Source organism: Pseudomonas sp. D4-21 (genome assembly GCF_051132125.1).
Classification (GTDB): domain Bacteria; phylum Pseudomonadota; class Gammaproteobacteria; order Pseudomonadales; family Pseudomonadaceae; genus Aquipseudomonas.
This window is the reverse complement of the sequence record NZ_CP071664.1, coordinates 3,008,179-3,032,628: the sequence shown is the minus strand read 5'-3', so window position 1 is coordinate 3,032,628 and position 24,450 is coordinate 3,008,179. Positions and strand designations below refer to the sequence as shown.

The window sequence follows — 24,450 nt, the reverse complement described above, 5'->3', positions numbered from 1 at the left end:
AGCGCAAGGGTCCATCCGGCATAAGAGGACAGCTGCATACGGAGCGCCTCGCCCGAATGGATAGGCGCCGAGGTCGGTTTTCCGGCATCGGCCAAAAGGGGGCGCGTGATATTGGGCGGCGATTGTACTGATCTGGACGCGTTAACGATAGGGTATTGCCCGGGCGAGACAGTTTTTCACAACTGAGGATAACTTTCAGTTACAAAGTCTGGCTAAAATGCCATCTCACTCGACGCCCTCTACCTCGCCGCTTGGCTGGCCAGGAGACGCCGCCTGTCAACTCTTGCATTGTGACGGACTCCGTGAAGCTCATCATCGTTGCGATCTATATCCTCTCCATCTGCTATGTGCATCTGCGTGGGCGCGTGCGGCATAAGCTCGGACGCCAGCTGAGCGACCACTCGTCCTTCCTCGCGCCGGTCAATTGCCTGCTCTACCTGTGCTCGAAATTCCCCAACAAGCCGTTCCTCAGCCCAGGCGAGTTCCCGGACCTGAGTCCGTTGCAGGCCCATTGGGAAGAAATTCGCGCCGAGGGTCAGAACCTGTTGCAAGCAGGCGAGATCAAGCGCTCGAACCAATATGACGACGTGGGCTTCAACTCCTTTTTCAAGACCGGCTGGAAGCGTTTCTATCTCAAGTGGTATGGCGACAGCCATCCGTCGGCCATGAAGCTGTGCCCACGCACCACCGAGCTGGTGCAGGGCATCGGCTCGATCAAGGCGGCCATGTTCGCTGAACTTCCGCCGGGCTCGAAACTGGTCCGACATCGTGATCCGTACGCCGGCTCCTATCGCTACCACCTGGGCCTGCAGACGCCCAATGATGCCGGTTGCTACATCGATGTCGACGGCCAGTCGTATCACTGGCGGGACGGCGAGGCGGTCATATTCGACGAGACGTTCATCCATTACGCCGAAAACACGACGCCAGATAACCGCATCATCTTGTTCTGCGACGTGGAACGGCCCATGAAGTACCGTTGGGCCACGGCGTTCAACCGTTGGTTCAGCCGTACCGTGATGTCCGCCGCTGGAGCGCCGAACGATGCCGGTGACAAGACTGGCGGCCTGAACCGGGCGTTTTCACGGTTGTACAAGATTCGTCTGCAAGGCAAAGCGCTGAAGAAACGCAACCGCAAGTTGTACTACTTGCAGAAATGGGCGTTCTTCGGCGCTCTGCTGGCTATTTTCGTCTGGATCTGAAAGGTTCAGGAACCGGGCTTTTCAGCCTCCAGCTGTGTCCACATCCTGGTGGTGATCCGCTGGCGATGGCTATAACCTTCCCACGGATCGACGCCCAGGCCCTTGGCCCGTTCCAGCGCCGTCTGGATGTCCCATTGCTGGGCGTTGCGCAGGCCGTCCAGTTCGTCCCGTGCAATCGGGACCGAAACCGGCAGGCCTGGTCTTGCGCGCACCGAGTAGGCGGCCACGGTGCTGGCGCCACGGGCGTTGCGCAGATAGTCGACAAACACCTTGCCCACTCGGTTCTTCGGCCCCATGGTCGCGGTGATTCGTTGCGGCATCTGCCGGGTCAGGAATTGTGAGATGGCCTTGGCGAAGGCTTTGGTGACATCCCACCCCTCGCTGCGCGCCATCGGCACGATGACGTGCATGCCTTTGCCACCGCTGGTCTTGAGAAATCCTTGCAAGCCCAGTTCGTCAAGCACCGACAAGGTCATGCGTGTCGCTTCCAGCATGGCGCTCCAGGGCAGCGACGGGTCGGGGTCCAGGTCCAGGACGAACAGGTCGGGTGTCTCGATCCGGTCATGGGTCGCCGTCCAGGTGTGCAACTCCACCGCACCCATCTGCGCGGCGCCGACCAGCGCATGGACGCTGTCGATCTCCATCAGCGCCGCGTGGCCTGGGTCCAGGTCCGGGTCCAGCTGTTTGATATGAGGGATCTCCAGGCGGTCGGCATGTTTCTGGAAGAACAGTTCTTCGCCGATCCCCTCCGGTGCCCGCACAAGCGCGACCGGGCGCAACTTGAGGTGGGGCAGGATCCACGGGGCGATGTCCAGGTAGTATTGCGCCAGCTCTGCTTTTTGCACGCCGCTGACGCTGTCGACGACGCGGTCGGGGTGGGTGATCACCACGCCGTCGACCTTGGCGGCGTTGGCCTTGGTCCGACGCTTGGGCTTGGGGGCCGCCGCTTTTATCGGCATGGGCTGTTCGCGCACAACGCGACTGGCTTGCCCGTCGCCCGGTAGCTCAAGGAATACCGCCTGGCGGACCAGGCCGTCGCCGGTCCATTCAGCGAATTCAACTTCGCAGACTTGCGTCGGCTCGACCCAATGCACGCCGCGTGCCTGTGCGCCGCTGAGCGTTTTGTCCAGCGGTGAGGTTTCGCGCTCCTGGGCGCAGAGTTGTTCATGCAGTTGCTTGAGTTGGGACTGGCTGAAGCCCGTGCCGACCCGACCGGCGTACACCAGCCCCGACGGCCCGTTGACCGCCAGCAACAGTGCGCCAAAACCGCTGCGTTTGCCTTGCGGGCGCGTGAAGCCCACGATAACGAAGCACTGGCGCAGCCGACACTTGAGCTTGACCCAATCGGGATTGCGGCCGGAGACATAGGGGCTGCCCAGGCGCTTGCCGACCACACTGTCCAAGGAAAGGGCGGTGGCACTTTCGAAGATGTCGTGTTGGCTGGCGGAGAATGCCTCTGAAAACCGCAGGCGCTTGCTGGTGTTGTTCTTCAGGGCGTTCTTGAGTGCGGCGCGGCGTTCTTCCAAAGGTTGTTGGCGCATGTCGATGCCATTGAGAAACGGCGCGTCGAAAAGAAAGTAGACCATGTCGACGCTACGACCGATCTCGAAGGCCTGGCGCAGGGCAGGGAAGTCGGAATGGCCGGTGTCGTCGAGCAGCACCAGTTCCCCATCGAGCCAACAGTCACCCAGGTCCAACTTCGCCAGGGCGTCGGCGTGCAGCCTGAGCCGTTCGGTCCAGTCCGTGTGGCTGCGATTCAACAGGCGTACTTCGCCGTTCTCGATTCGCGCCAGGAGTCGATACCCGTGGAATTGGACTTCATAGCGCCATTCCCCCGCCGGTGGGTGCTCCACCGGCGTGGCCAGCGGTGGTGACAGACGTTCCGGGAGCCGGCCGTTGTCCACCTGTTCGCCCCGTCGGGCACGGGTACGAGTCGTTATTGGGTCCGCTTCCACATCGGACAGACGGGCAGATTCACTCTCGGCCTTGGCCATGACAGATTCCCTTGTATTGCAGGCGCCCGGGGTTTAGCCCTGGGAGGCCTTGGTGGCTTTTTTAGCTGGAGCGGATTTACGCGTCTTGGTCGATTTTGCCGCAGTCTTTTCGGCTGGTTTTTCCGGGGCCTTGCCCTTGCCGCCAAGGCTGCGCTTGAGCAGTTCGGTAAGGTCGATGACGTCGGCGGTCTTGCGCTGTTCTTCGCCAGGGTCGGTTTCCACCGCTTCGAGCCGGCCTTCGGTGGCCTTTTTCTCCACCAGCTCCATGATTTTTTCCTGGAAACTGTCGCGGTACTCCTGGGGCTCCCAGTCACCACTCATGTCTTGCACCAGGCGTTTGGCCATCTCCAGTTCGCCTTTCGCCAACGTGGGGTTGGTCACTTCGTCGCCCAGTTCCAGTACATCGAGTTCGCGGACTTCGGCAGGCCAGCGCAGCATCACCAGCACCAGGGCCGATTCCAGCGGCATGAGCGCCGCCAGGTGCTGGCGGGTATGCAGCACCACATTCGCCAGGGCGACTTTGTTGGTCTTGAGCAGGGTCTCGCGCAGCAGCGCATAGACCTTGCCGCCGCGCTTGTCCGGCGCCAGAAAATAAGGCTTGTCGATGTTCTGTAGCGGGATCTTCTCGGTGTCGACAAAAGAGAAAATGTCGATGGTCTGGGTCGACTTGGGGTGGGCTGCGCGAATTTCCTCCTCGCTGATCAGCACGTATTGACCCTTCTGGTACTGCACGCCTTTGACGATGTCATCCTTGGTCACTTCCTTGCCGGTGACCTTGTTGACACGCTTGTACCCCACCGGATCCATGCTGCGTTTGTCCAGCCAGTCGAAATCCACGCCTTGGGACGCTGTGGCCGACACCAGCGCCACGGGAATGTGGACCAGTCCGAAACTGATTGCGCCTTTCCAGATTGCCCGTGCCATGGTGCATTTTTCCTTACCGGTGAGTGGTCTCTCTGGTGACCCCACTGGCTTGAGAAAAGTTTCCGCCGGGCGCCGGCTGGCTGCGGTTGACGTCCATGGGAGGCCGCAGGCGGAGATGCCTCGTTACATCTTCAGTGGGATATTTCGCTTAACAACAACGAACCTGCGGCGTAGCGTGCTTTCGATATGCCGGTATCGTCTCGTGTCGCAGGGAGGTTTCCATGAACAGGCGGGTGCTCGCCTTGATAGCGCTTTTCATGAGCGCCACGGCCCAGGCCGTTACCCCGGTCACCGGGCCCGTGTTGCTAGCGCAGAACGTGCCGGGCAACAACAATCCGTACAACAGCCCGATCCGCCGGGCCAACCCCAACAGCATGCAGGGCACCCAGCCCAACGTGCCAACCATTCGCAGCAACCCGACGGTGCCGGTGCCGCGGCCCCCGACCTTGGAAAATGGCGGTATCGGCAACGGCTATCCTCGGGCTGGCTCGCCAGCCGGTTCGCCACGGCCGACGATCGAATCTCCGACACCCCCCAGGAACACGAACAACGGCAATCGCTGAGGCGCCGTCCTGATCCACGTCACCACAGAAGGAAGTGTGCATGTTGCGTAAAACATTCCGGGCCACCCTGTTTGCCAGCGCCATGGTGGTCTTCGCCACACCGGTCTTCGCCGCGCAAGTCCAGGCATTGAAGAGCGAGGAGGGCACCCTCGAAGTCACGACGGTAGCCAGGGGGCTCGAGCACCCTTGGTCCGTGGCGTTCCTGCCTGACCAGCAAGGCATGCTGGTGACGGAGCGCGCCGGCAACCTGCGGTGGGTTAGCACCGATGGACGATTGTCTGCACCGCTGAACGGTGTTCCGCAGGTCTGGGCCAAGGGGCAGGGCGGTTTGCTGGATGTGGTGCTGTCTCCGGACTTCAAGCAGGACCGCACGATCTACCTGTCCTACGCCGAGGCCGGGGAGGACGGCAAGGCCGGCACTGCCGTGGGCCGGGGGCAATTGTCCAAGGACTTGAAAAGCCTTGACGGCTTCGACGTGATTTTCCGACAGCAGCCCAAGCTCTCCACTGGCAACCACTTCGGTTCCCGCCTGGTGTTCGACCGGGATGGCTATCTCTTCATTACGCTAGGGGAGAACAACGACCGTGCCACCGCCCAGGACCTGGACAAGCTGCAGGGCAAGATCGCGCGGGTCTACCCCGACGGCAAGGTGCCTGACGACAACCCCTTCGTCGGCCAGAAAAACGTACGCCCGGAGATCTGGTCATACGGCCTTCGTAACCCCCAAGGCGCTGCGCTGAACCCCTGGAACGGCACGTTGTGGGAAAACGAGCACGGTCCCAAGGGTGGTGACGAGATGAACATCATCGAGCGAGGCAAGAACTATGGCTGGCCGTTGGCGACCCATGGCGACAACTATTCCGGCGCGCCGATTCCCGAGGCCCAGGGCAAGACTGTCGAAGGCACCGTAGGGCCGCACCACGTCTGGCAGGTATCGCCGGGGCTCAGCGGCATGGCGTTCTACGACAACGATCGTTTCAAGCCTTGGCAGCGCAACGCGTTTATCGGCGCGCTGGTGTCCAAGGACCTGATTCGCCTGGAGTTCGAAGGTGACAAGGTCGTTCATGAAGAGCGCTTGCTGGGTGAGCTCAAGGAGCGCATCCGCGATGTTCGCCAGGGCCCGGATGGTTTCCTCTACGTATTGACGGACGAAGATGACGGCGCGTTGTACAAGGTCGGACTGAAGTAATCGCGATGCGATGAAACTAAAGTTGTGGCGAGGGGATTCACCCCTTCGCCACAAGATTGCAGCGACTTGATTTCCGTTGACTTACCGCTTCGTCGCGGCTAATTTCCAGCCATGACTTCCACCGTATTGCGCAGCCAGCCAAGCATTATTACCGCCATTCCTGATTGGCGGGCTAGCTGACGGCTGCACCGAACCCGCCCTAGAGGCGGGTTTTTTCTTTCTGTCTCCAGGGCTTCTTCAGAACCGAGGAGACCGCCATGACCCCGACCAGTGCCGAGCTGGATTTGCTGGAACAGTATGTAAAAAGGATCCTTGCCGCCCCGGTCTACGAGCTGGCGGTGGCCACACCGTTGCAGGCGGCACCCGCGCTATCCCAGGCCCTCGGCAATCAGATCCTGCTCAAGCGTGAAGATCTGCAGCCGACCTTTTCCTTCAAGATCCGCGGTGCTTACAACAAGTTGGTGCAACTGACCCCGGAGCAGCGCAGCCGTGGGGTCATCACCGCCTCGGCGGGCAATCATGCCCAGGGCGTGGCGCTGGCGGCGCGGGAGCTGGGCATTTCGGCCTGCATTGTGATGCCGCAGACCACGCCGCAGTTGAAAGTCGCGGGTGTACGCAGCCGAGGCGCCGAGGCGTTGTTGCACGGTGAAAGTTTCCCGTTTGCCCTGGCGTTCGCGTTGGAACTGGCTCGCCGTAGCGGACGGGAGTTCGTTTCGCCGTTCGACGATCCGGATGTTATCGCCGGGCAGGGAACCGTTGCGATGAAGATCCTGCGCCAGCACCCAGGCCGATTGGACGCGATTTTCGTTCCAGTGGGCGGCGCAGGGCTGATCGCCGGGGTGGCGGCGTACGTCAAATATCTACGCCCCGAAGTCCGCATCATCGGCGTTGAATCAGAACACTCCGCCTGTCTTCAAGCCGCGCTGGCAGCGGGTGCGCGGGTGACGCTCCCCAGCGTGGGCACTTTTGCCGATGGTGTGGCGGTGGCGCAGATCGGCGCCCACGGTTTCGATATCTGTCGCTTCTGTGTCGATGATGTGATCACCGTGACCAATGACCAGCTCTGCTCGGCGATCAGAGATATTTATGACGATACACGTTCAATCACCGAGCCCTCCGGTGCACTGGCGGTAGCGGGAATCAAGCAACACGTGGCGCAAAGCGGAGCGCAAGGGCAAACGTTCGTTGCTATCGATTCTGGCGCCAACATCAACTTCGACAGCTTGCGCCACGTGGCGGAACGTGCTGCCGTGGAAATCGCTTGATGTTGAACCGTCAGGCGAACTTTTTTTAAATCAGCCGACGGACGCCCGGCCATGAAGTCGAAACAGTGGCTACTCTGAGCGTGGCACGTCGTACTGACTGATTGCAGTTTGCATGGAAGAAAGGCCCTCGCCATGCATTTTGCACGGTCCTTCTAGGGGCGTTACTGGCTAAGTCATTGATTTGTAACAGTCTGGAAGTATTCAGATATGGGCATATTAATTGCGGGTAAATACAGGAGCCCGATCTACGGGCCCCAACACCAGAAAACGCCAAAATGAACGAACGGCACGGCATTCACAGTCCAGTCCGCAGGGAAGAAACGGACGAAAATACCGCCGTCGTGAACATGAATTGGCTGGCTCAACAGGAGAGAGTTGCCATGTTTTTATCTGCCCTCGAAATGCGAAACATCATCGAAAGCAGCCTGCTGCCCAAGCGGTCGCAATGCACCTTGTCACCGGACTTGTCCATGACCGTCAAGATCTACGACGATCATCAAACCGATCGCGTAGCACTGGTCAAGAGCGACATCGATGCCACCAAGCTCACGGGCTGCCGGGCGATCAATGATCTGATTGCCGAGCTGCGTACTGAACTGGATCACGGTCACGGTTCAGGCAATTATTTTCATCAGCAGCACCGAATGAACGGGCGCTAACTCCAGCCCAACCTAAGCAAGCCTGACGCCCGGGTCCGATGTGGTCGAACCCGGCGTCGAGTCATTCCTTTCTAATCGAGCTGCTGGCGGTACGGCAAATCCGGTCCGGTTTTGGCGCAGGTCAACGCAGCAGCGCGCATCGCGAAGTCGAGCATCTTGCCGATTTGCCCAGCGTCCAGCGAATGCAAACCCTCCACATCATCCAATCGCTGTTCGGTCAGCCAAGCGATCAACGCCGCCTGGAACGTGTCGCCTGCGCCCACGGTATCGGCAATTTGCACCGGGCAAGCGGGGAGCGACCACACCCCATGCTGACGGCTGAACACCGTCGCGCCCTGGCCCCCACGGGTCAGGAACGCCAGTTGGCAGCGGTGTTCCAGCCAACCTGCGATGACATCCTGTGGATCGCGGTCGGGATAAAGAAGGCTCAAGTCCTCGTCACTGACTTTGATCAGGTCGGCGTACGGTACCAGTGTCGCTATTCGCGAACGCCAGAGCTCGATATCCGGTTGCGGGTTGAGCCGCACGTTCGGGTCCAGGCTGATCAGGCGTTTGCCGCTCTCGCGTTGCACGAGCGCAAGCAATGTATCGCCAACGGGTTGCACCACGAGGGAAAACGAGCCGACGTGCAAACCGCGCACCTCCGGGCCCAGGGTCGGCAGATGGTCGAGGCTCAGTTGGCGGTCCGCGCAGCCTTCGCCACGGAAGCTGTAATGCGGCGAGCCGTTGGCCCCGACAGCTACCATCGCCAAGGTCGTTGGCACATCGAAGTCGTGGGCGAACCGGGTGCTGACGCCTTCGTCGACCAGCACTTGGTGCAGACGACGACCCAGATAGTCGGCGGAAAGCCCGGTAAACAGCGCTGATTCGACCCCCAACCGCCGCAGCCCCACCGCCACGTTGAAGGGCGAGCCGCCGGCAATCGCTTTGTAATTCACTTGGGAAGCCGGGGTTCGTGCTTCATTTGCGCTGAAGAAATCAAACAGCGCTTCACCACACACCAAATACATAATTGCCTGCTCTCAAAGGGTTGCGACGTGTTGCCGGTAACGTTCGTAGGCGTGTTGCGACGCCGCGACATGCTCGATGACGGGGCGGGTTTCGCTGGCCGGGTCGAGCGTGACGCAGCGTTCGCACAGATCGGCCAGGGATTCTTGCGCGCCGCCATGGCACCACGCAGCCTGGATTGCCCCGCCCAGGGCCGCCGCCTCGCTCTGCTCGGTGCAGATGACGGTGGTGTCCATGATATCCGCGACGATCTGCCGCCAGACCGCGCTCTTCGAGCCGCCGCCGATCAGGCGGATGCTCTGGGCCTTGAGGCCATTGGCACGCAACAGGTCCAGGCCGTAGCGCAGGCCGAATGTCGTGCCTTCGACCACCGCGCGGCACAGGTTGGCCCGGCTCAGGTTGGTGGTCGTCAGGCCCAGCAGGGCGCCAGTGGCGTGGGGTAGGGCGGGGACACGTTCACCGTTGAGGAATGGCAGCATGCAGACGCCCTCGGCGCCGATCGGTGCCTGGGATACCAGGGTGTTGAAGGTGTCGATGTCCAGGTCCAGCAGCTCGCGCACGGCCCCGGTGGCGTTGGTCAGGTTCATGGTGCAGATCAGCGGCAGCCAGCCGCCGCTGGAGGAACAAAAGGTCGCTACCGATGGCTGCGGACTGACGGTAGGCTCCGCTCCATAGGCGTACACGGTGCCGGAGGACCCGAGGCTCATGGTAATCACGCCGGGCTGGATGTTGCCGGTGCCGATGGCGCCCATCATGTTGTCTCCGCCACCGCTGGACACCACCGCCTCGGGGTTCAGCCCCAGGTGCGCGGCGATCTCCGGTAGGATCCTGCCGACAGGGTGGTGAGCCTCGATCAATTCGGGCAAAGCCGATTGCAGCCGGCCGCTGGGGTCGATATGCCGCAACAGCGCCACGTCCCATTGACGGGTGCGTACGTTGAAATAACCCGTACCCGAGGCGTCGCCATATTCGCTGCAATGGCGACCGGTGAGCCAGTGGTTGAGGAAGTCGTGGGGCAGCAGGACGCTGGCGATGCGCTCGAAGACCTGGGGGTGCTGCTCTTGGGTCCAGAGCAATTTGGATACCGTATAGCCCGGCGCGATCACCACGCCGAGGCGTTCGAGGCTGCCGCTTTCACCGCCCAGGTGCGCCAGCAGCCGATCGTTTTCCGGGGTGGTCTCGGTGTCGCACCAAAGCTTGGCCGGGCGCAGGACCTGGCCTTGGTCATCCAGCAGCACCAAGCCATGCTGCTGCCCGGACACGCCGATGCCGAGAATCGCCTGGCCATCGACCCCGGCGGCGGCCAATGCCTGGTGCGTCGCCTGGGTGAATGCGTCGAGCCACTGCTGGGGCTCTTGTTCACGGCGGCCGTTGGCGCCGCTGATCATGCTGTGGGCCGCGGCGCCCAGGCCGAGTACCTGGCCGCTGGCCGCGTCGAGGATCAGCGCCTTGGTGCCTTGGGTGCCGCAGTCGATGCCCAGGAACAGTTGTTGGTTTGCCATGGAAATCCTCGGATCAGCATCAGATTATCGTCAGGGACATACAAAACCTGTGGCGAGGGAGCAAGCTCCCTCGCCACGAAAGGCGGGCCGTACCTAGTCTTGATCCGCCAGCACTCGCTCAAGCGTCCGCGTTACCCCATGCTCGCGCAAGCTGTTGCAACACCATTCGAAGGCTGCCACGAATTCAGGTGAGCGAGGTATAGCCGTGCCGAAGATTTCTTCTACTTCCAACATCCGCTGGGTCACCAGGGCATCGTCAGCCACCAGCGCCTGGCAGAAAGCCGCGCGAGGGTCGGGAATTGAATAGACCGCGCCATTTTCGTCCACACCCTTCAGATACACCGCCCAGGCCGCCACCACCAACGCCGCGCGGCGGGTCTCGCCGCCGTCGGCAATCAGGCGATTGAGGGTCGGTACGGTGAACTTCGGAAATTTCGACGAGCCATCCGAACACACCCGTTCCAGTTGGTCGGCGATGGCCTGGTTGGAGAAGCGCTCCACCAGGGTGTCCTTGTACAGCGTCAGATCGATGCCGGGTACGGGCGCCAGTTGGGGCGTGACGTCAAAGTCCATGTAGGCGCGGATGTAGCGCACGAACAACGGGTCGTTCATGGTTTCGTGGACGAAGCGATAACCCTTGAGGAAACCCAGGTAGGTCAGGGCGAGATGGCTGCCGTTGAGCAGCTTGATCTTCATTTCTTCGTAAGGCGAAACGTCGTCGGTAAATTGCACGCCGACATTCTCCCAGGCCGGGCGACCGTTGACGAACTTGTCTTCCAATACCCACTGCACGAACGGCTCGCATACCACCGGCCAAGCGTCATCGATGCCATGCTCGTCATGCAGCTGCAAGCGGTGGGCGCCACTGGTCATCGGGGTGATGCGGTCGACCATGGCGTTGGGGAAACTCACGTTGCAGTCAATCCATTGCCCCAGCGCCGGATCACGCAGCGCGGCGAAGGCCAGCAGCGCATTGCGCGTCACCGCGCCGTTGTGGGGCAGGTTATCGCAAGACATCAAGGTAAACGCCGGCGTCCCCTCGGCGCGGCGCTTGGCCAGGGCTGCGCACAGAAATCCAAACACGGTCTTCGGCGCGTCGGGGTGGGCCAGGTCGTGCTGGATCTGCGGCAGGTGGGCCATGAACTCGCCGTTGCTGTCGTCGATGCAGTAGCCACCTTCGGTGATGGTCAGCGAGACGATGCGGATCTGCGGGTCGGCCAGCTTGTCGATCAATGCCTGGGCGCTGTCTTCGGCCAGCAGCATGTCGGTGATGGCACCGATCACCCGGACTTCGGTGTCGTCGGTGTCGCCCAGTTCATAGAGGGTGAACAGGAAATCCTGGCCGGCCAGGTCGTCCCGGGCGCGGCGATCTTCGGGGCGCAGGCCTACGCCGCAAATGGCCCAGTCGAGGCCTTCGCCGGTGTTCATCAATGCATCGGTGTAATACGCCTGGTGCGCACGGTGGAAGCCACCGACACCGATGTGGGCGATGCCTTGGCGCCGGTCGTCCAGGTTATAAGCGGGCAGGACGACCTCTGCGTTGAGGTTGTGCAGGTTCTGTCGGTTGAGTTTCATCGCAAAATCTCGGCAATCAGGCGGCAGCGCGCAGCGCGCGGGAAACCGCTACGCCCTCGGCATCGAATAAGTGGCAGTGTTCGGCGTCCAGGTGCAGGTCCAGTTGCTCGCCGAATCGGCTCGCCAGGTCACCGCGCACGCGCATGGTCAGGGCTTCGCCGGAAGCGGTGATGACGTGACAGAAGGTGTCGCTGCCCAGGCGCTCGCTGACATCGGCGGTCACCCGCAGCGTGCAATCGCCCGGCTGGGCCAGGTTAAGGTGCTCCGGGCGAATCCCCAGGGTTACCGCGCCGCCGATGCTCAAGTTCGAGCCAATTCGCGGCAGGCTGATGCGAGTGCCGGCGTCCAGCAGCACTTCACAACCCTGGTCGTCCAGGCCGGTGACCTTGCCCTTGAGGAAGCCCATCTTCGGCGTTCCGAGGAAGCCGGCGACGAACAGGTTCGCCGGCTGATGGTACAGCTCCAGAGGCGAGCCCACCTGCTCGACGCGCCCGCTGTTGAGCACGACGACCTTGTCGGCCAGAGTCATGGCTTCGACCTGGTCGTGGGTCACGTAGATCATCGTCGCTTGCAGTTCCTTGTGCAGACGCGCCAATTCCAAACGCATCTGCACCCGCAGGGCGGCGTCGAGGTTGGACAGAGGTTCGTCGAACAGAAAAATCTTCGGATTGCGCACGATGGCCCGGCCGATCGCCACGCGCTGGCGCTGTCCACCGGACAGTTGCTTGGGCTTGCGCTCCAACATCGGCCCCAGTTCGAGGATGCGCGCCGCTTCGTTGACTTTCTTCTCGACGTCGGCCTTGGGCACGCCGGCCAAGTCCAGGGCGAAGGACATGTTCTTGCGCACGCTCATGTGCGGGTAAAGGGCGTAGGTCTGGAACACCATCGCCAGGTCGCGCTTGGCCGGGCTGACTTCAGTGATGTCGCGGCCGTCCAGTTCGATGGTGCCGTCGCTGACTTCTTCAAGGCCGGCGATCAACCGCAGCAGCGTGGACTTGCCGCAGCCCGACGGGCCGACGAACACCACGAACTCGCGGTCGTTCACTTCAAGGTCGATGCCCTTGATGATGGAGAAACCTTCGAAGCCTTTTTGCAGATTCTTGATTTTCAGGTTGGCCATGATGATGGGCCTCCACTTCTGATAACTGTGTAAGGCGCGTTATTTCACCGCGCCGAAGGACAAGCCGCGCACCAATTGTTTCTGGCTGATCCAGCCGAAGATCAGGATCGGCGCGCAGGCCAGGGTCGAGACGGCGGACAATTTGGCCCAGAACAGGCCTTCCGGGCTGGAGTAAGAGGCGATCAAGGCAGTCAGCGGCGCCGCTTTGGACGAGGTGAGGTTCAGCGACCAGAACGCCTCGTTCCAGCACAGGATCAGCGACAGCAGCACGGTAGACGCCAACCCGCCCTTGGCGATGGGCAGCAGCACACGAACCATTTCCTGCCACAAGGTGGCGCCGTCCAGCCGCGCGGCTTCGAGGATGTCGCGAGGGATGTCCTTGAAATAGGTGTAAATCATCCAGACCACGATCGGCAGGTTGATCAGCGTGTAGATGATGATCAGCGCAAGGCGCGTGTCCAGCAGGCCAAATTGCTTGGCCAGCAGGTAGATCGGCATCAGTACGCCTACCGGCGGCAGCATCTTGGTGGAAAGCATCCACAGCAGCGTGCCTTTGGTGCGCTGGGTTTCGTAGAACGCCATGGAGTAGGCCGCCGGCACCGCGATCAGCAGGCAAAGAGCAGTGGCGCTGAAGGAGATCACCACCGAGTTCCAGGCGAAGCTGAAGTAGTTGCTGCGCTCGTTGATGTGCAGGTAGTTCTCCAGCGTCGGCGCGAAGATGAACTGCGGCGGCGTGGCGAAGGCGTCGATTTCGGTCTTGAAGCTGGTCAACACCATCCAGAAGATCGGGAAAAAGATCAGGATCGCGATGGCCCAGGCCAACGTGCCCAACAGCAGGCTTTGCAGTCGACGGGATTGTTGAAGAGTCATGGCGACGGCCTCAATGCTTGTCGGTGAGGTTTTTGCCGATCATCCGGACCAGGATGATGGCGGCGATGTTGGCGATGACCACGGCAATCAGCCCACCGGCCGACGCCATGCCGACGTCGAACTGCACCAGTGCCTGGTTGTAGATCAGGTACGCAAGGTTGGTCGAGGCATAACCAGGGCCACCGTTGGTGGTGGTGAAGATCTCGGCGAACACCGACAGCAGGAAAATGGTTTCGATCATCACCACCACGGCAATCGGGCGGGCCAGGTGTGGCAGGGTCAAGTGCCAGAAAATCGCGATGGGGCCGGCGCCGTCCAGGCGGGCAGCTTCTTTCTGTTCCTGGTCCAGGGACTGCATGGCGGTCATCAGGATCAGGATCGCGAAGGGCAGCCATTGCCAGCTGACGATGATGATGATCGACAGCAGCGGGTAGTGCGCCAGCCAATCCACCGGTTGGGCGCCGAAGAGCTTCCACACCGAAGCGAGGATCCCGGAGACTGGATGGAAAATCAGATTTTTCCAAATCAGCGCACCGACCGTGGGCATGATGAAGAACGGCGAGATCAGCAGCACGCGGACGATGCCGCGCCCAAAAAACTCGCTGGCCTCCAGCAACGCGCTGATCAACACCCCGAGGACGATACTGATCAACAGCACGCTGCCCACCAGCAACAGGGTATTGGTGGCGCCGGGCATGAAGCCCGAGTCGGTCAGGAAATAGGTGAAGTTTTCCAGCCCGACGAATTCGTTTTCGCCGGGGTACAGCAGGTTGTAGCGGATCATCGAGAAGTAGACGGTCATGCCCAGGGGCACAATCATCCACAGCAGCAACAAGGCGACCGAAGGGCTGACCAGGAACCAGCCGGGGTTGGCCAGGCGGATCTTGCGGGCCGGCGGGGCTATTTCGATGGGGGCTTTGACTGTCGTTGTTGAGGTATTCATGAGTGCTTACTCTTATGCGACGCGTTTCCCTGTGGCGAGGGAGCTTGCTCCCGCTGGACCGCGTAGCGGGCCCATATCGATAGGCAATCTTTCAGATCGCCAGGGCGGGCTTCGCCCGCCAGCGGGAGCAAGCTCCCTCGCCACAAATGGATACCTACAGGCCTTTACTTGGGATACCCGGCGCGCTTCATCTCGCGTTCGGTGGTGGATTGCGCGGCGGTCAACGCCTGGTCCACGGTTTGCTGGCCGGTCAGTGCGCCCGAGAAGAACTTGCCTACCTGGGTGCCGATGGCCTGGAACTCGGGAATGGTGACCAACTGGATGCCGATGTAGGGCACAGGCTTGAGGGTGGGGGCTTTCGGGTCGGCGACTTTCAACGATTCCAGCGTTACCTTGGCAAACGGCGCGGCCTTCATGTACTCGTCGCTGTAAGTGGAGGCGCGGGTGCCCGGTGGTACGTTGGCAATGCCATCAGTCTTGGCGACCAACTGGCCGTACTCCTTGGACGTTGCCCAAGTCGTAAACACTTTGGCGGCTTCCTTGGCTTTGGAACTGGCCGGGATCGCCAGCGACCAGGAGTACATCCACGAGGTGCCTTTTTCGGTTTTCTCGTGGGGCGCGAAGGTGAAGCCTACGTGATCGGCCACCTTGCTCTGGGTCTTGTCGGTCACGAACGAGCCCGCGACGCTGGCATCGACCCAGACCGCGCACTTGCCGCTGTTGAACAGGGCCAGGTTTTCGTTGAAACCGTTGCTGGAAGCGCCCGGCGGGCCGGATTTCTTCATGTTGTCGACGTAGAAGTTCAGGGCATCCTTCCACTCGGGTCCATTGAATTGCGGCTGCCACTTCTCATCGAACCAGCGCGCGCCAAAGCCGTTGGCCAGGGTCGTGATCAGCGCCATGTTCTCGCCCCAACCGGCCTTGCCCCGCAGGCACAGGCCATATTGTTCCTTGGATTTGTCGGTGAGTTTTTGCGCGAACTCTCCGATCTGGGTCCAGGTCGGGTGCTCGGGCATGGTCAGCCCGGCGTCCTTGAGCAGGTCCGTGCGGTAGTAAGTGATCGAGCTTTCGGCATAGAACGGCAGGGCGTATAGCGAACCCTTTACCGACAAGCCATCGCGCACGGACGGGAAAATGTCGTCCAGGTCATAGGCGGCCGGCAGGTCTTTCATCGGTTCCAACCAGCCTTTGGCGCCCCAGAGTGCGGCTTCGTACATGCCAATGGTCAGCACGTCGAACTGACCGCCCTGGGTGGCGATGTCGGTGGTCAGGCGCTGGCGCAGGACGTTTTCTTCAAGCACCACCCAGTTCAGCTTGATGTCCGGGTGCTCGGCCTCGAAGGTCTTCGAAAGCTTTTGCATGCGGATCATGTCGCTGTTGTTGACGGTGGCAATGGTCAGGGTTTGTGCGCCGAAACTGACGCTGCTGAGGGTCATGCAGGTGGAGACAAGCAGAGCTTTTACCGAAGGTTTCATCGCGCACTCCTTTTCCGCGCCCACGGGCTGCAGAAGGACAGTTATTGTTTTTGTGTCTTCCGGATGAGAGGAAGAATGTGCGCTGATTACAGCCCTCAATGGACGGCATGACAAATCATCCGTCGCACTTTTACTGATACTTTTTTGCACTGAGTGAAATTCGCGAAAAACCTGTGGCGAGGGAGCTTGCTCCCGCTGGGCTGCGCAGCAGCCCCATTTTGTGGCCGCTTCGCGCTGGAGCGCTAGCCCGGCCCAGCGGGAGCAAGCTCCCTCGCCACGGGGGGGCGGTGAAAATTCAGCCCTGGTTCTGCTCGGTCAACCGCTGCACCGCCAGCCGCCGATAATGGGAAGGCGTCATGCCCTTGAGTTGCTGGAAGCGTCGGTTGAAGTTGGAAATATTGTTAAAGCCCGACTCAAAGCACACATCCGTCACCGGCTTGTCGCCGTCGGCGAGCAGCTCGCAGGATTTGCTGATGCGCAGCCGATTGACGAACTCGATGAAGCAACGCCCGGTGGCTTGCTTGAACACCCGGCTGAAATAGGTGGGTTTCATCCCCAGGTGCTCGGCCACTTCTTCCAGGGGCAATTCCCGGGAGTAGTGGGCAAAAATATAGTCCACCGCGCGGTTGGTGCGGTCGATGCTGTGCTCATCAGCCGCTTGTGGGGCGGTGGCGCCGGAGAGCAATTGATAGTCATCGCAGCTGGCCAACAGCTCCATCAGGATGAAAAAGTAGCCGAGCCGGCTCATGCCCTGCGCATCGGCGATGCGCTGCATCAAGGTCATGGCCTCGCGGACGGTGCGCTTGCAGCGAAACTCGATGCCGTGTTGAGCGCGTTCCAGCAGCGGCGCGAGCGTCTTGAGTTCGGTAAATACCTGGTGTCCACTTTCAAACAGCTCATCGGTGAAATTCACCAGCATGTCGCGCTTGGCCACCACTTCGTCCTCCGCGACCTGGCTGATCCAGTTATGGGGCAGGTTGGGGCCGGTGAGGAACAGCGATTGCGGGGAGAAATTGCCGATGTAATCGCCAATGAAAACCTTGCCCGAGCTGGCGACGATCAGGTGCAGCTCGTATTCCTTGTGGAAATGCCAGCGCACCAGCGGACAGGGAAAACCGTGCTGGCGGTAGATGATGGACAGCCCGTTGTGGTCGTCCATCAACTCATAGGAAGGGTCGGTGACTCTGGCTGTGCGGGTCATGGCTTTGGCGCTTTTGTTGTTATCGCCGCTGGATAATGCCCCCTTCGCCGCCCGGGTTCCAGCCCTCGGAGCGACGATTGAGTCAGCTGTTGCGGTTCTTTTCCTCGATCCATTGGGACATGTACTGGGTGCTCTTGTGCTGGTGGTGGCGCAGCATGCTGCCGGTGAAATTGTCCCGACGGCGCCGCGCAAGGTCGACGCGGCAGGCATTGATACTGTCAATCAAGGCAGGGCCGTGGACCTGCCTACGAAAACGTTCCGCGAGCAAGGCCAACCCGGCCCCCTGGGCATGGGTCCAGCGCGCCTGGTCGGTATACAGCTGTACGGCGGCTTCGGCGATGGCCTCGGCGCTTTGCGCGATCACCCCGGGCCAGGGCATGCCGCCGTGCATGGCTTCGGCACCTATGGGCGTGGTGATACTGGGCGTGCCGCATAGCATGGCTTCGATCAGCTTGCCCTTGATGCCGGCGCCGAAACGCAGCGGCGCCAGGCAGATACGTGCCGCGGACATGACCTGCAAGGCGTCCTCGGCCCAGTTCATGATATGAAACCCTTGGGCTGGATTATGCAGTGCCGCTGCCTTGGGCGGGGTGTAAGCCCCGTAGAGATGCAGCTGCGCACCCGGCAATCGTTGGCGAATCAGTGGCCATATGGCGTTTTTCATCCAGAGCACGGCGTCCCAGTTCGGTGCGTGGCGGAAATTGCCGATGCTGAGAAAATGCGCTCGGTCTTCGAAGGGCACGAACGGCTCGGTCGGCAAGTCCAGCATCAAGGGGCACCAGAGCAACAGCTCGCGGGGCACCTTGAAGTGTTCCACCAGCAGCTCGATCTCGAACTCAGATACCATCAGGTTCAGGTCGCAACGCAAGAGGGCTGCAATTTCCCGCCTTGCCATGTCAGTGTCCGCCATCAGCTCGAATTCCTCGCGCAAGGCCGGGGCGAACAGGTCGCTGAAGTCCTGGGAGGACTCATCGGACTTCAAGCGGTCTTTCAGGCGCTGATGCCGTGCATGACGCAGGCTTTGCAGATCCGAGGTTTCGAGCACGCGCAGGGCGTCGGGGCAGTGCTTTTCGACCCGCCAGCCAAACTGCTCTTCCATCATGAATTGGTCGAACAGGACGATATCCGGCGCCAGCTCACTGATAAACACATCAAAACTGCTGCTATTGAGCTCGATCGGTACTTCCCGGATGCCCAGGCCAATCAGGTCGGCGCGGTTCTCACCGGGTCTGGCGGGGCTGCTGAAGGTGATGTCCCAGCCTTGTTCGAGAAAGGCTTCGAGCAGTTGCATGACATGCCCGCCGGCCGCCGATGAGCGTGGCTCGGGCCAGACGTAGCCGATAACCAGGACTTTGGTGGTGGGGTGAGGCATGACGGGCAATCCTTGGAGCATTTTCAGGCGCAGTCGGCGCGCGGGGCGCCGATAGTGACCAACAATGCGTCCGCGCTCAAGAAAGAATCTTTTGGACCTTGTCGCGCAATTGATCGATGGAGAAGGGTTTGCCGATGACGCTCATGCCTTCTGGCACGTCGATGCTTTCGGCGTAGCCGCTGGCGAACAGGATGGGGAGTCCGGGGCGCACTTCGCGTGCTTTTGTTGCCAACTCGCGACCGTCCATGGGCAGCATGCTGACATCCGTCATCATCAGGTCAATGGAACGGTCCTTCTGCTCCAGGAGCTTAAGCGCCTCTTCGCCACCTTCTGCCTCCAATACCTCGTATTCCAGTTCCTCCAGCACGTCGACAATCAACATGCGCACGATGTTGTCGTCTTCGACGACCAGGATGGTGGGAGGGGTGACAGGGGCAGGGACGGACATAATGGACTTCTCGGAAGGTGGAATCGTAAGGGCTTGGTAATAACCGGCCGTAATGCATGAGTAAGTCGAGAGGCGGCACAAGTTCCCGAAGCTGTACAAGAAAGGATCTATAGTACAAGAGCTGACAAGGATAGTCGCATCCTTACAACCGGGGTACAGCGCCTTGGATTTGCGACCTTGAATCGTCAGAAATGTGGATCCAGTCCGTATTTTTGGGCAAACTCCATGATTTTCAACTGCTCACCAAGGCCTTTTCCATGACTCCTTCGTCTTCGGTCGACGAACAAAGTTTTCGCAAGCTTCTGAGCCGTAACATCAGCCTCCCCTTGGGTATCGGTGCGCTCAGCGCGGTGTTTTTCATCGTGCTGATCACCTACCTTCTCTCGGTGATCCAATGGGTCGGGCACACCGACCGGGTGATCAATAACGCCAACGAAGCGCTGAAGCTGAGCGTTGACCTGGAAACAGGCATGCGCGGGTTCCTGCTGAGTGGCGACGAGCACTTCCTCGACCCCTATGAAGTGGCCAAGCCCCGGATTGCGGTGGCACTGGACACATTGTTGGAACTGACAGCCGATAATCCGGTACAGACCGACCGCTTGCGCCGGATCGAGGCACTCCAGGTGGAATGGGCCAATTACGCCCAAGGCATGATCGATCTTCATCGCAGCGGCGGCGACTATCGCGGTGCGCTCAAGGCCGGGCGGGGCAAGCGGTTGACCGACGAAATACGCAAGACCTTCGAGGATGTCGTCGAGACCGAGCAACAACTGCGCGCCGAACGTAACGAACAGGTGCGCACCACCACGGTCTGGAGCATCGCTCTGTATCTGCTGTTCGTCGCCGCAGTCAGTGGGCTGCTGGCCTATGTTGGCCGTCGGGATCTGCTGACTCTGTCTGGCAACTACAGCGCCAGCCTGAAAGTCCAGCAGGAGAGTGCCTTGCACCTGGAGAAACAGGCCTGGTTGCGCAATGGCCAGACCCAGTTGGCGGAACAGGTCCTCGGTCAGTTGAGCTTGAATCTGCTGGGGCGCAACATCTTGCAGTTTTGTGCCCAGTACCTGGGCACCGTGGTCGCCGCCCTTTATGCACGGGAAGAAAACGGCACGCTACGGCGTATCGCCACCTATGGCATGTCCAAGGAGGATGACGAACTCCAGCAGGTCATCATCGATGGCGAGGGCATCGCCGGGCAGGCCGTGCGGCAGGGGCGTCTTATCCGGCTGGACGATGTGCCCCAGGATTATCTCAAGGTCAGCTCCGGGCTCGGCGAGGGACTGCCCAACTGCGTGCTGGTGGTGCCGACCCGTGACGATGACCGCATCAATGGTGTCGTTGAACTGGGCTTCCTGCGGCCGTTGACCGCGCGCGACATCGAGCTGCTGGAGCTGGTGGCCGGGAACATCGGCACGTCCATCGAAGCGGCCCGCTATCGTCAACGCTTGCAAGAAGTGCTGGCCGAAACCCAGCAGTTGAACGAAGAGTTGCAAGTGCAGCAGGAAGAGCTCAAGACCGCCAACGAAGAGCTGGAAGAACAGTCGCGCATCCTGAAGGAATCCCAGGCCCACCTGGAAGCCCAGCAACAGGAACTGGAGCAGACCAACGAACAGCTGGCCGAGCAGCGCGACGCCATGGACCAGAAGAACAGCGAGCTGAACCTGGCCCAGATCCAATTGCAGGAACGCGCCGAAGAATTGCAGCGTTCGAGCAAGTACAAGTCCGAGTTCCTGGCCAACATGTCCCATGAGCTGCGCACACCGCTCAACAGTTCGCTGATCCTGTCCAAATTGCTGGCGGAGAACCCTCACAATAACCTCAGCGATGAACAGGTGAAGTTTGCCGAGTCGATCTACTCCGCCGGCAATGACTTGCTGAACCTGATCAATGACATCCTCGACATTTCCAAGGTCGAGGCCGGCAAGCTGGAAGTGCGGCCGGAAAACACCAGCGTGGCGCGTTTGGTGGAAGGGCTCCAGGATACGTTCAAGCCGTTGACGGCTGAAAAGGGACTGGACTTCGAGGTGCAGTTGCTGCCGGACGCGCCGTCGATGCTGTACACCGACCGCCAGCGCCTCGAACAGATACTCAAGAACCTGCTGTCCAACGCGGTGAAGTTCACCGAACGGGGTTCCGTCCAGGTGTCCGTAACCGGCCAGCCGGGCTCGGGCATTGCCTTCATGGTGCGTGATTCGGGCATCGGCATCGCCGCCGATCAGCAACAGAGTATCTTCGAGGCGTTCCGCCAGGCCGATGGCACCACCAACCGCCGCTATGGCGGCACCGGGCTGGGGCTGTCGATCTCCCGAGACCTGGCGACCTTGCTGGGCGGTTCGATCTCGGTGACCAGCGAGCCAGGGCAGGGCAGTGTCTTTACGCTGGTCTTGCCGGAGCGTTACGTCGAGCCCGGGGAAAATCCGGTGAATCCAGTGACCTTTACCCCGACCGCAACCGTGCCTGCAACGACCCGTGCGCCGGCACCCGTGCCGCTGATTGCCGAGGTGGACGCACCCCTCCCGCAATTCGCCGACGACCGGGACAAGGCGCCGTTCGATTCCCGTTGCATCCTGGTCATCGAGGACGAACCCAAGTTTGCCCGCATCCTGTTCGACCTCGCCCATGAGCTGGGCTACCAGTGCCTGGTGGCCCATGGCGCCGACGAAGGCTTTGATCTGGCCCTGCAACTGAGTCCCGATGCCATTCTGCTGGACATGCGCCTTCCGGATCACTCCGGGCTTACCGTTTTGCAACGCCTGAAGGAACAGGCCCAGACCCGCCACATCCCGGTGCACGTCATCTCCGTCGAAGACCGCGTCGAAGCGGCGATGCACATGGGCGCCATCGGTTACGCCGTCAAACCGACCACCCGGGAGGAGCTCAAGGACGTCTTCGCGCGACTGGAGGCCAAGCTGACCCAGAAGGTCAAACGCGTGCTGTTGGTCGAAGACGATGACTTGCAGCGCGACAGCATTACCCGTCTGATCGGCGACGACGACATCGAGATCACCGCCGTAGGCCTGGCGCAGCAAGCCCTGGACCTGCTGCGCAATAACGTCTACGACTGCATGATCATCGACCTCAAGCTGCCGGACATGCTGGGCAATGACTTGCTCAAGCGCATGTCCAGCGAAGAGATCTGTTCATTCCCGCCAGTGATCGTCTACACCGGGCGTAACCTGACGCGGGATGAGGAAGCCGAGCTGCGCAAATATTCACGCTCGATCATCATCAAGGGCGCCCGCTCGCCGGAACGCCTGTTGGACGAAGTCACTCTCTTTCTGCACAAAGTCGAATCCCGGTTGTCCCATGAACGACAGCGCATGCTCCAGACCGCCCGCAGCCGCGACAAGGTCTTCGAAGGCCGCAAGGTGCTGTTGGTGGACGACGATGTGCGCAATATCTTCGCTCTGACCAGCGCCCTGGAGGCCAAGGGGGCGATCGTGGTGATCGGGCGCAATGGGTATGAGGCGATTGATCGTTTGAATGAAGTGGAAGACATCGACCTGGTGCTGATGGATGTGATGATGCCCGAGATGGATGGCTTCGAAGCGACCACGCTGATCCGCAAGGACCCCCGCTGGCGCAAATTGCCGATTATCGCCGTGACCGCCAAGGCCATGAAGGATGATCAGGAGCGTTGCCTGGCGGCGGGCTCCAACGATTACCTGGCCAAGCCGATTGACCTGGATCGCCTGTTCTCACTGATTCGCGTGTGGTTGCCGAATATGGAAAGAATCTAGTGGAACGAAACACAGACATTGAGCTTCGTTTGTTGATCGAAGCGATCTACTTGAAGTACAGCTACGACTTTCGCGACTACTCCGGCGCTTCCATCAAGCGCCGGGTGCTGCATGCGTTGAACCAATTCGAATGCAAGACCATATCGGCCTTGCAGGAACGTGTGTTGCACGACCCTGGCGCATTCATGCAACTGCTGCAGTTGCTGACGATCCCTGTCAGTGAGATGTTTCGCGATCCTGCGCATTTCCTTGCCATCCGCGAGGAAGTGGTGCCGCTGCTCAAGACCTACCCGTCGATCAAGATCTGGATCGCCGGTTGCAGCACAGGGGAGGAGGTCTATTCCATGGCCATCCTGCTAAGAGAAGAGGGGTTGCTGGATCGTACGTTCATTTACGCCACGGACATCAACCCGCGCTCCCTGGAAAAAGCCAAGCAGGGCATCTTTTCCCTGGAAAATGTCCGGGCCTACACCCAGAATTACCAGCTCGCCGGCGGTAAGCGTTCGTTTGCCGACTACTATACGGCCGCCTACGATTACGCGATGTTCGACAAGACCTTGTGCAAGCATGTGACCTTTGCCGACCACAGCCTGGCAACCGATAGCGTATTTTCAGAAACCCAATTAGTTTCATGTCGTAACGTATTGATCTATTTCAATAAAAAGCTGCAAGATCGCGCTTTCGGGTTGTTTCATGAGTCCCTTTGCCACCGTGGGTTCCTGGTGTTGGGGAGCAAGGAGACGCTGGATTTTTCGGCGTTCAGTGCGCAGTTCGAACCGCTGGTCAAACAGGAACGGATCTATCGCAAGTTATGAATCCACTGACGGACAGATCCAGCCACTTGATCGAAGCAGTCGTCGTCGGCGCATCCGCCGGCGGCGTCGAAGCGTTGCTCAAGATTTTCAGCCACTTGCGCAAAGGCTTCAGCCTGCCTGTGCTGGTGGTGTTGCATTTGCCCGATGAGCGGGACAGTCAGTTAGCCCAGGTATTGCGTCATCGCCTGGCGATACCCGTTGAAGAAGCCCGCGACAAGCAAGACATCCTTCCGGGCACCTTGTACGTTGCAACCCCTGGTTATCACCTCTCGATCGAGGCCGACCGTAGCCTGTCGCTGAGCCTCGAAGAGCCGGTTCACCATTCGCGGCCGTCGATCGACGTGCTGTTCGAGTCAGCCGCCGATGTCTATGGCCCTCGTCTGCTGGCGGTGGTATTGACCGGCGCCAACAGTGATGGCGCCCTAGGCTTGGCCAGGGTCAAGGCGCTGGGCGGCATCACGGTCGTCCAGGACCCGAAGGAGGCGCAGGTTTGCACCATGCCTGAAGCGGCCCTTAGCTTGCACGAGCCTGACCATATCCTAACTTTGCAGGGCATCGGCCAATTGCTGGCCGGGCTGGAATGAACTA

General features: G+C 60.6%; 20 protein-coding genes. 8 read left to right on the top strand and 12 right to left on the bottom strand.

All coding sequences use genetic code 11. The features are described from left to right. The first annotated feature begins 302 nt into the window (after positions 1-302). Complete coding sequence (lpxO, locus tag J3Q04_RS13495; RefSeq protein ID WP_434611276.1) at positions 303-1,202, top strand: lipid A hydroxylase LpxO; 900 nt, start codon at positions 303-305, stop codon at positions 1,200-1,202. 5 nt (positions 1,203-1,207) lie between these two features. On the opposite strand, the gene ligD is transcribed toward lpxO, so the two are convergent. Together ligD and J3Q04_RS13485 are read right to left on the bottom strand one after the other, a co-directional pair. After that, positions 1,208-3,196 carry a DNA ligase D gene (gene ligD / locus J3Q04_RS13490; protein WP_434611278.1) on the bottom strand — a complete coding sequence of 663 codons (1,989 nt, stop codon included), beginning with the start codon at positions 3,194-3,196 and terminating at the stop codon, positions 1,208-1,210. A 33-nt stretch (positions 3,197-3,229) separates the two neighbouring features. Next, positions 3,230-4,120 (bottom strand): Ku protein, encoded by an 891-nt coding sequence (locus tag J3Q04_RS13485; RefSeq protein WP_434611280.1) that lies wholly within the window; start codon positions 4,118-4,120, stop codon positions 3,230-3,232. 221 nt (positions 4,121-4,341) lie between these two features. Here J3Q04_RS13485 and J3Q04_RS13480 point away from each other — a divergent pair, with 221 nt between their 5' ends. The 4 genes from J3Q04_RS13480 to J3Q04_RS13465 all read left to right on the top strand — a co-directional run bounded on the left by J3Q04_RS13480 (position 4,342) and on the right by J3Q04_RS13465 (position 7,796). Then, complete coding sequence (locus J3Q04_RS13480) at positions 4,342-4,683, top strand: hypothetical protein (protein WP_420766856.1); 342 nt, start codon at positions 4,342-4,344, stop codon at positions 4,681-4,683. Between the two features lie 40 nt (positions 4,684-4,723). Further along, positions 4,724-5,872, top strand: a complete 1,149-nt coding sequence (locus tag J3Q04_RS13475) for a PQQ-dependent sugar dehydrogenase (protein ID WP_434611283.1) — start codon at positions 4,724-4,726, stop codon at positions 5,870-5,872. A 257-nt stretch (positions 5,873-6,129) separates the two neighbouring features. Continuing rightward, positions 6,130-7,137 carry a threonine ammonia-lyase, biosynthetic gene (ilvA, locus tag J3Q04_RS13470; protein ID WP_434611285.1) on the top strand — a complete coding sequence of 336 codons (1,008 nt, stop codon included), beginning with the start codon at positions 6,130-6,132 and terminating at the stop codon, positions 7,135-7,137. 380 nt (positions 7,138-7,517) lie between these two features. Then, positions 7,518-7,796 (top strand): DUF1652 domain-containing protein, encoded by a 279-nt coding sequence (locus J3Q04_RS13465; protein WP_434611574.1) that lies wholly within the window; start codon positions 7,518-7,520, stop codon positions 7,794-7,796. A gap of 71 nt (positions 7,797-7,867) precedes the next feature. Here J3Q04_RS13465 and J3Q04_RS13460 read toward each other — a convergent pair whose 3' ends face one another. From J3Q04_RS13460 to J3Q04_RS13415, 10 genes are all read right to left on the bottom strand, one after another. Next, the gene (locus J3Q04_RS13460) at positions 7,868-8,806 is read right to left on the bottom strand and encodes a carbohydrate kinase family protein (protein ID WP_420766858.1); all 939 of its coding nucleotides are present in this window, start codon (positions 8,804-8,806) and stop codon (positions 7,868-7,870) included. A gap of 12 nt (positions 8,807-8,818) precedes the next feature. Next, a complete protein-coding gene (xylB, locus tag J3Q04_RS13455) occupies positions 8,819-10,306 on the bottom strand; it encodes a xylulokinase (RefSeq protein ID WP_434611287.1) in 1,488 nt (495 codons plus the stop codon). Positions 10,307-10,399: 93 nt separating this feature from the next. Then, positions 10,400-11,881 carry a mannitol dehydrogenase family protein gene (locus tag J3Q04_RS13450; RefSeq protein ID WP_434611289.1) on the bottom strand — a complete coding sequence of 494 codons (1,482 nt, stop codon included), beginning with the start codon at positions 11,879-11,881 and terminating at the stop codon, positions 10,400-10,402. Positions 11,882-11,897: 16 nt separating this feature from the next. Further along, positions 11,898-13,001, bottom strand: a complete 1,104-nt coding sequence (locus J3Q04_RS13445) for an ABC transporter ATP-binding protein (protein ID WP_434611291.1) — start codon at positions 12,999-13,001, stop codon at positions 11,898-11,900. A 39-nt stretch (positions 13,002-13,040) separates the two neighbouring features. Continuing rightward, positions 13,041-13,871: a carbohydrate ABC transporter permease gene (locus J3Q04_RS13440; RefSeq protein WP_014338173.1), complete on the bottom strand. Its 831-nt coding sequence runs from the start codon at positions 13,869-13,871 to the stop codon at positions 13,041-13,043. A gap of 10 nt (positions 13,872-13,881) precedes the next feature. Continuing rightward, positions 13,882-14,814, bottom strand: coding sequence for a carbohydrate ABC transporter permease (locus tag J3Q04_RS13435; protein ID WP_030142680.1), 933 nt, complete (start codon positions 14,812-14,814; stop codon positions 13,882-13,884). Between the two features lie 164 nt (positions 14,815-14,978). Beyond that, positions 14,979-16,289, bottom strand: coding sequence for an ABC transporter substrate-binding protein (locus J3Q04_RS13430; protein ID WP_434611293.1), 1,311 nt, complete (start codon positions 16,287-16,289; stop codon positions 14,979-14,981). A 295-nt stretch (positions 16,290-16,584) separates the two neighbouring features. Then, positions 16,585-17,490, bottom strand: a complete 906-nt coding sequence (locus J3Q04_RS13425; protein WP_434611295.1) for an AraC family transcriptional regulator — start codon at positions 17,488-17,490, stop codon at positions 16,585-16,587. 82 nt (positions 17,491-17,572) lie between these two features. Next, positions 17,573-18,862 carry a glycosyltransferase gene (locus J3Q04_RS13420; protein WP_434611297.1) on the bottom strand — a complete coding sequence of 430 codons (1,290 nt, stop codon included), beginning with the start codon at positions 18,860-18,862 and terminating at the stop codon, positions 17,573-17,575. A 76-nt stretch (positions 18,863-18,938) separates the two neighbouring features. Next, on the bottom strand, positions 18,939-19,310 hold the full coding sequence (locus tag J3Q04_RS13415) for a response regulator (protein ID WP_434611299.1): 372 nt from the start codon (positions 19,308-19,310) through the stop codon (positions 18,939-18,941). A 257-nt stretch (positions 19,311-19,567) separates the two neighbouring features. On the opposite strand from J3Q04_RS13415, the gene J3Q04_RS13410 reads away from it, so the two are divergent. The 3 genes from J3Q04_RS13410 to J3Q04_RS13400 are packed head-to-tail and all read left to right on the top strand — an operon-like array spanning position 19,568 to position 24,446. Continuing rightward, positions 19,568-23,047: a response regulator gene (locus J3Q04_RS13410; RefSeq protein ID WP_434563934.1), complete on the top strand. Its 3,480-nt coding sequence runs from the start codon at positions 19,568-19,570 to the stop codon at positions 23,045-23,047. Next, on the top strand, positions 23,047-23,862 hold the full coding sequence (locus J3Q04_RS13405) for a CheR family methyltransferase (RefSeq protein WP_420766867.1): 816 nt from the start codon (positions 23,047-23,049) through the stop codon (positions 23,860-23,862). Before J3Q04_RS13410 ends, J3Q04_RS13405 begins: the two co-directional genes overlap by 1 nt. Further along, entirely contained in the window at positions 23,859-24,446 is a 588-nt protein-coding gene (locus tag J3Q04_RS13400; RefSeq protein ID WP_420766868.1) for a chemotaxis protein CheB, read from the top strand. Before J3Q04_RS13405 ends, J3Q04_RS13400 begins: the two co-directional genes overlap by 4 nt. Positions 24,447-24,450: the final 4 nt, after the last annotated feature.

What these genes read in the sequence shown, in the direction of transcription:
- ligD (WP_434611278.1), bottom strand. Translation starts at nt 3,196, where the DNA reads ATGGCCAAGGCCGAGAGTGAATCTGCCCGTCTGTCCGATGTGGAAGCG.
- J3Q04_RS13485 (WP_434611280.1), bottom strand. Translation starts at nt 4,120, where the DNA reads ATGGCACGGGCAATCTGGAAAGGCGCAATCAGTTTCGGACTGGTCCAC.
- J3Q04_RS13480 (WP_420766856.1), top strand. Translation starts at nt 4,342, where the DNA reads ATGAACAGGCGGGTGCTCGCCTTGATAGCGCTTTTCATGAGCGCCACG.
- J3Q04_RS13475 (WP_434611283.1), top strand. Translation starts at nt 4,724, where the DNA reads ATGTTGCGTAAAACATTCCGGGCCACCCTGTTTGCCAGCGCCATGGTG.
- ilvA (WP_434611285.1), top strand. Translation starts at nt 6,130, where the DNA reads ATGACCCCGACCAGTGCCGAGCTGGATTTGCTGGAACAGTATGTAAAA.
- J3Q04_RS13465 (WP_434611574.1), top strand. Translation starts at nt 7,518, where the DNA reads ATGTTTTTATCTGCCCTCGAAATGCGAAACATCATCGAAAGCAGCCTG.
- J3Q04_RS13460 (WP_420766858.1), bottom strand. Translation starts at nt 8,806, where the DNA reads ATGTATTTGGTGTGTGGTGAAGCGCTGTTTGATTTCTTCAGCGCAAAT.
- xylB (WP_434611287.1), bottom strand. Translation starts at nt 10,306, where the DNA reads ATGGCAAACCAACAACTGTTCCTGGGCATCGACTGCGGCACCCAAGGC.
- J3Q04_RS13450 (WP_434611289.1), bottom strand. Translation starts at nt 11,881, where the DNA reads ATGAAACTCAACCGACAGAACCTGCACAACCTCAACGCAGAGGTCGTC.
- J3Q04_RS13445 (WP_434611291.1), bottom strand. Translation starts at nt 13,001, where the DNA reads ATGGCCAACCTGAAAATCAAGAATCTGCAAAAAGGCTTCGAAGGTTTC.
- J3Q04_RS13440 (WP_014338173.1), bottom strand. Translation starts at nt 13,871, where the DNA reads ATGACTCTTCAACAATCCCGTCGACTGCAAAGCCTGCTGTTGGGCACG.
- J3Q04_RS13435 (WP_030142680.1), bottom strand. Translation starts at nt 14,814, where the DNA reads ATGAATACCTCAACAACGACAGTCAAAGCCCCCATCGAAATAGCCCCG.
- J3Q04_RS13430 (WP_434611293.1), bottom strand. Translation starts at nt 16,289, where the DNA reads ATGAAACCTTCGGTAAAAGCTCTGCTTGTCTCCACCTGCATGACCCTC.
- J3Q04_RS13425 (WP_434611295.1), bottom strand. Translation starts at nt 17,490, where the DNA reads ATGACCCGCACAGCCAGAGTCACCGACCCTTCCTATGAGTTGATGGAC.
- J3Q04_RS13420 (WP_434611297.1), bottom strand. Translation starts at nt 18,862, where the DNA reads ATGCCTCACCCCACCACCAAAGTCCTGGTTATCGGCTACGTCTGGCCC.
- J3Q04_RS13415 (WP_434611299.1), bottom strand. Translation starts at nt 19,310, where the DNA reads ATGTCCGTCCCTGCCCCTGTCACCCCTCCCACCATCCTGGTCGTCGAA.
- J3Q04_RS13410 (WP_434563934.1), top strand. Translation starts at nt 19,568, where the DNA reads ATGACTCCTTCGTCTTCGGTCGACGAACAAAGTTTTCGCAAGCTTCTG.
- J3Q04_RS13400 (WP_420766868.1), top strand. Translation starts at nt 23,859, where the DNA reads ATGAATCCACTGACGGACAGATCCAGCCACTTGATCGAAGCAGTCGTC.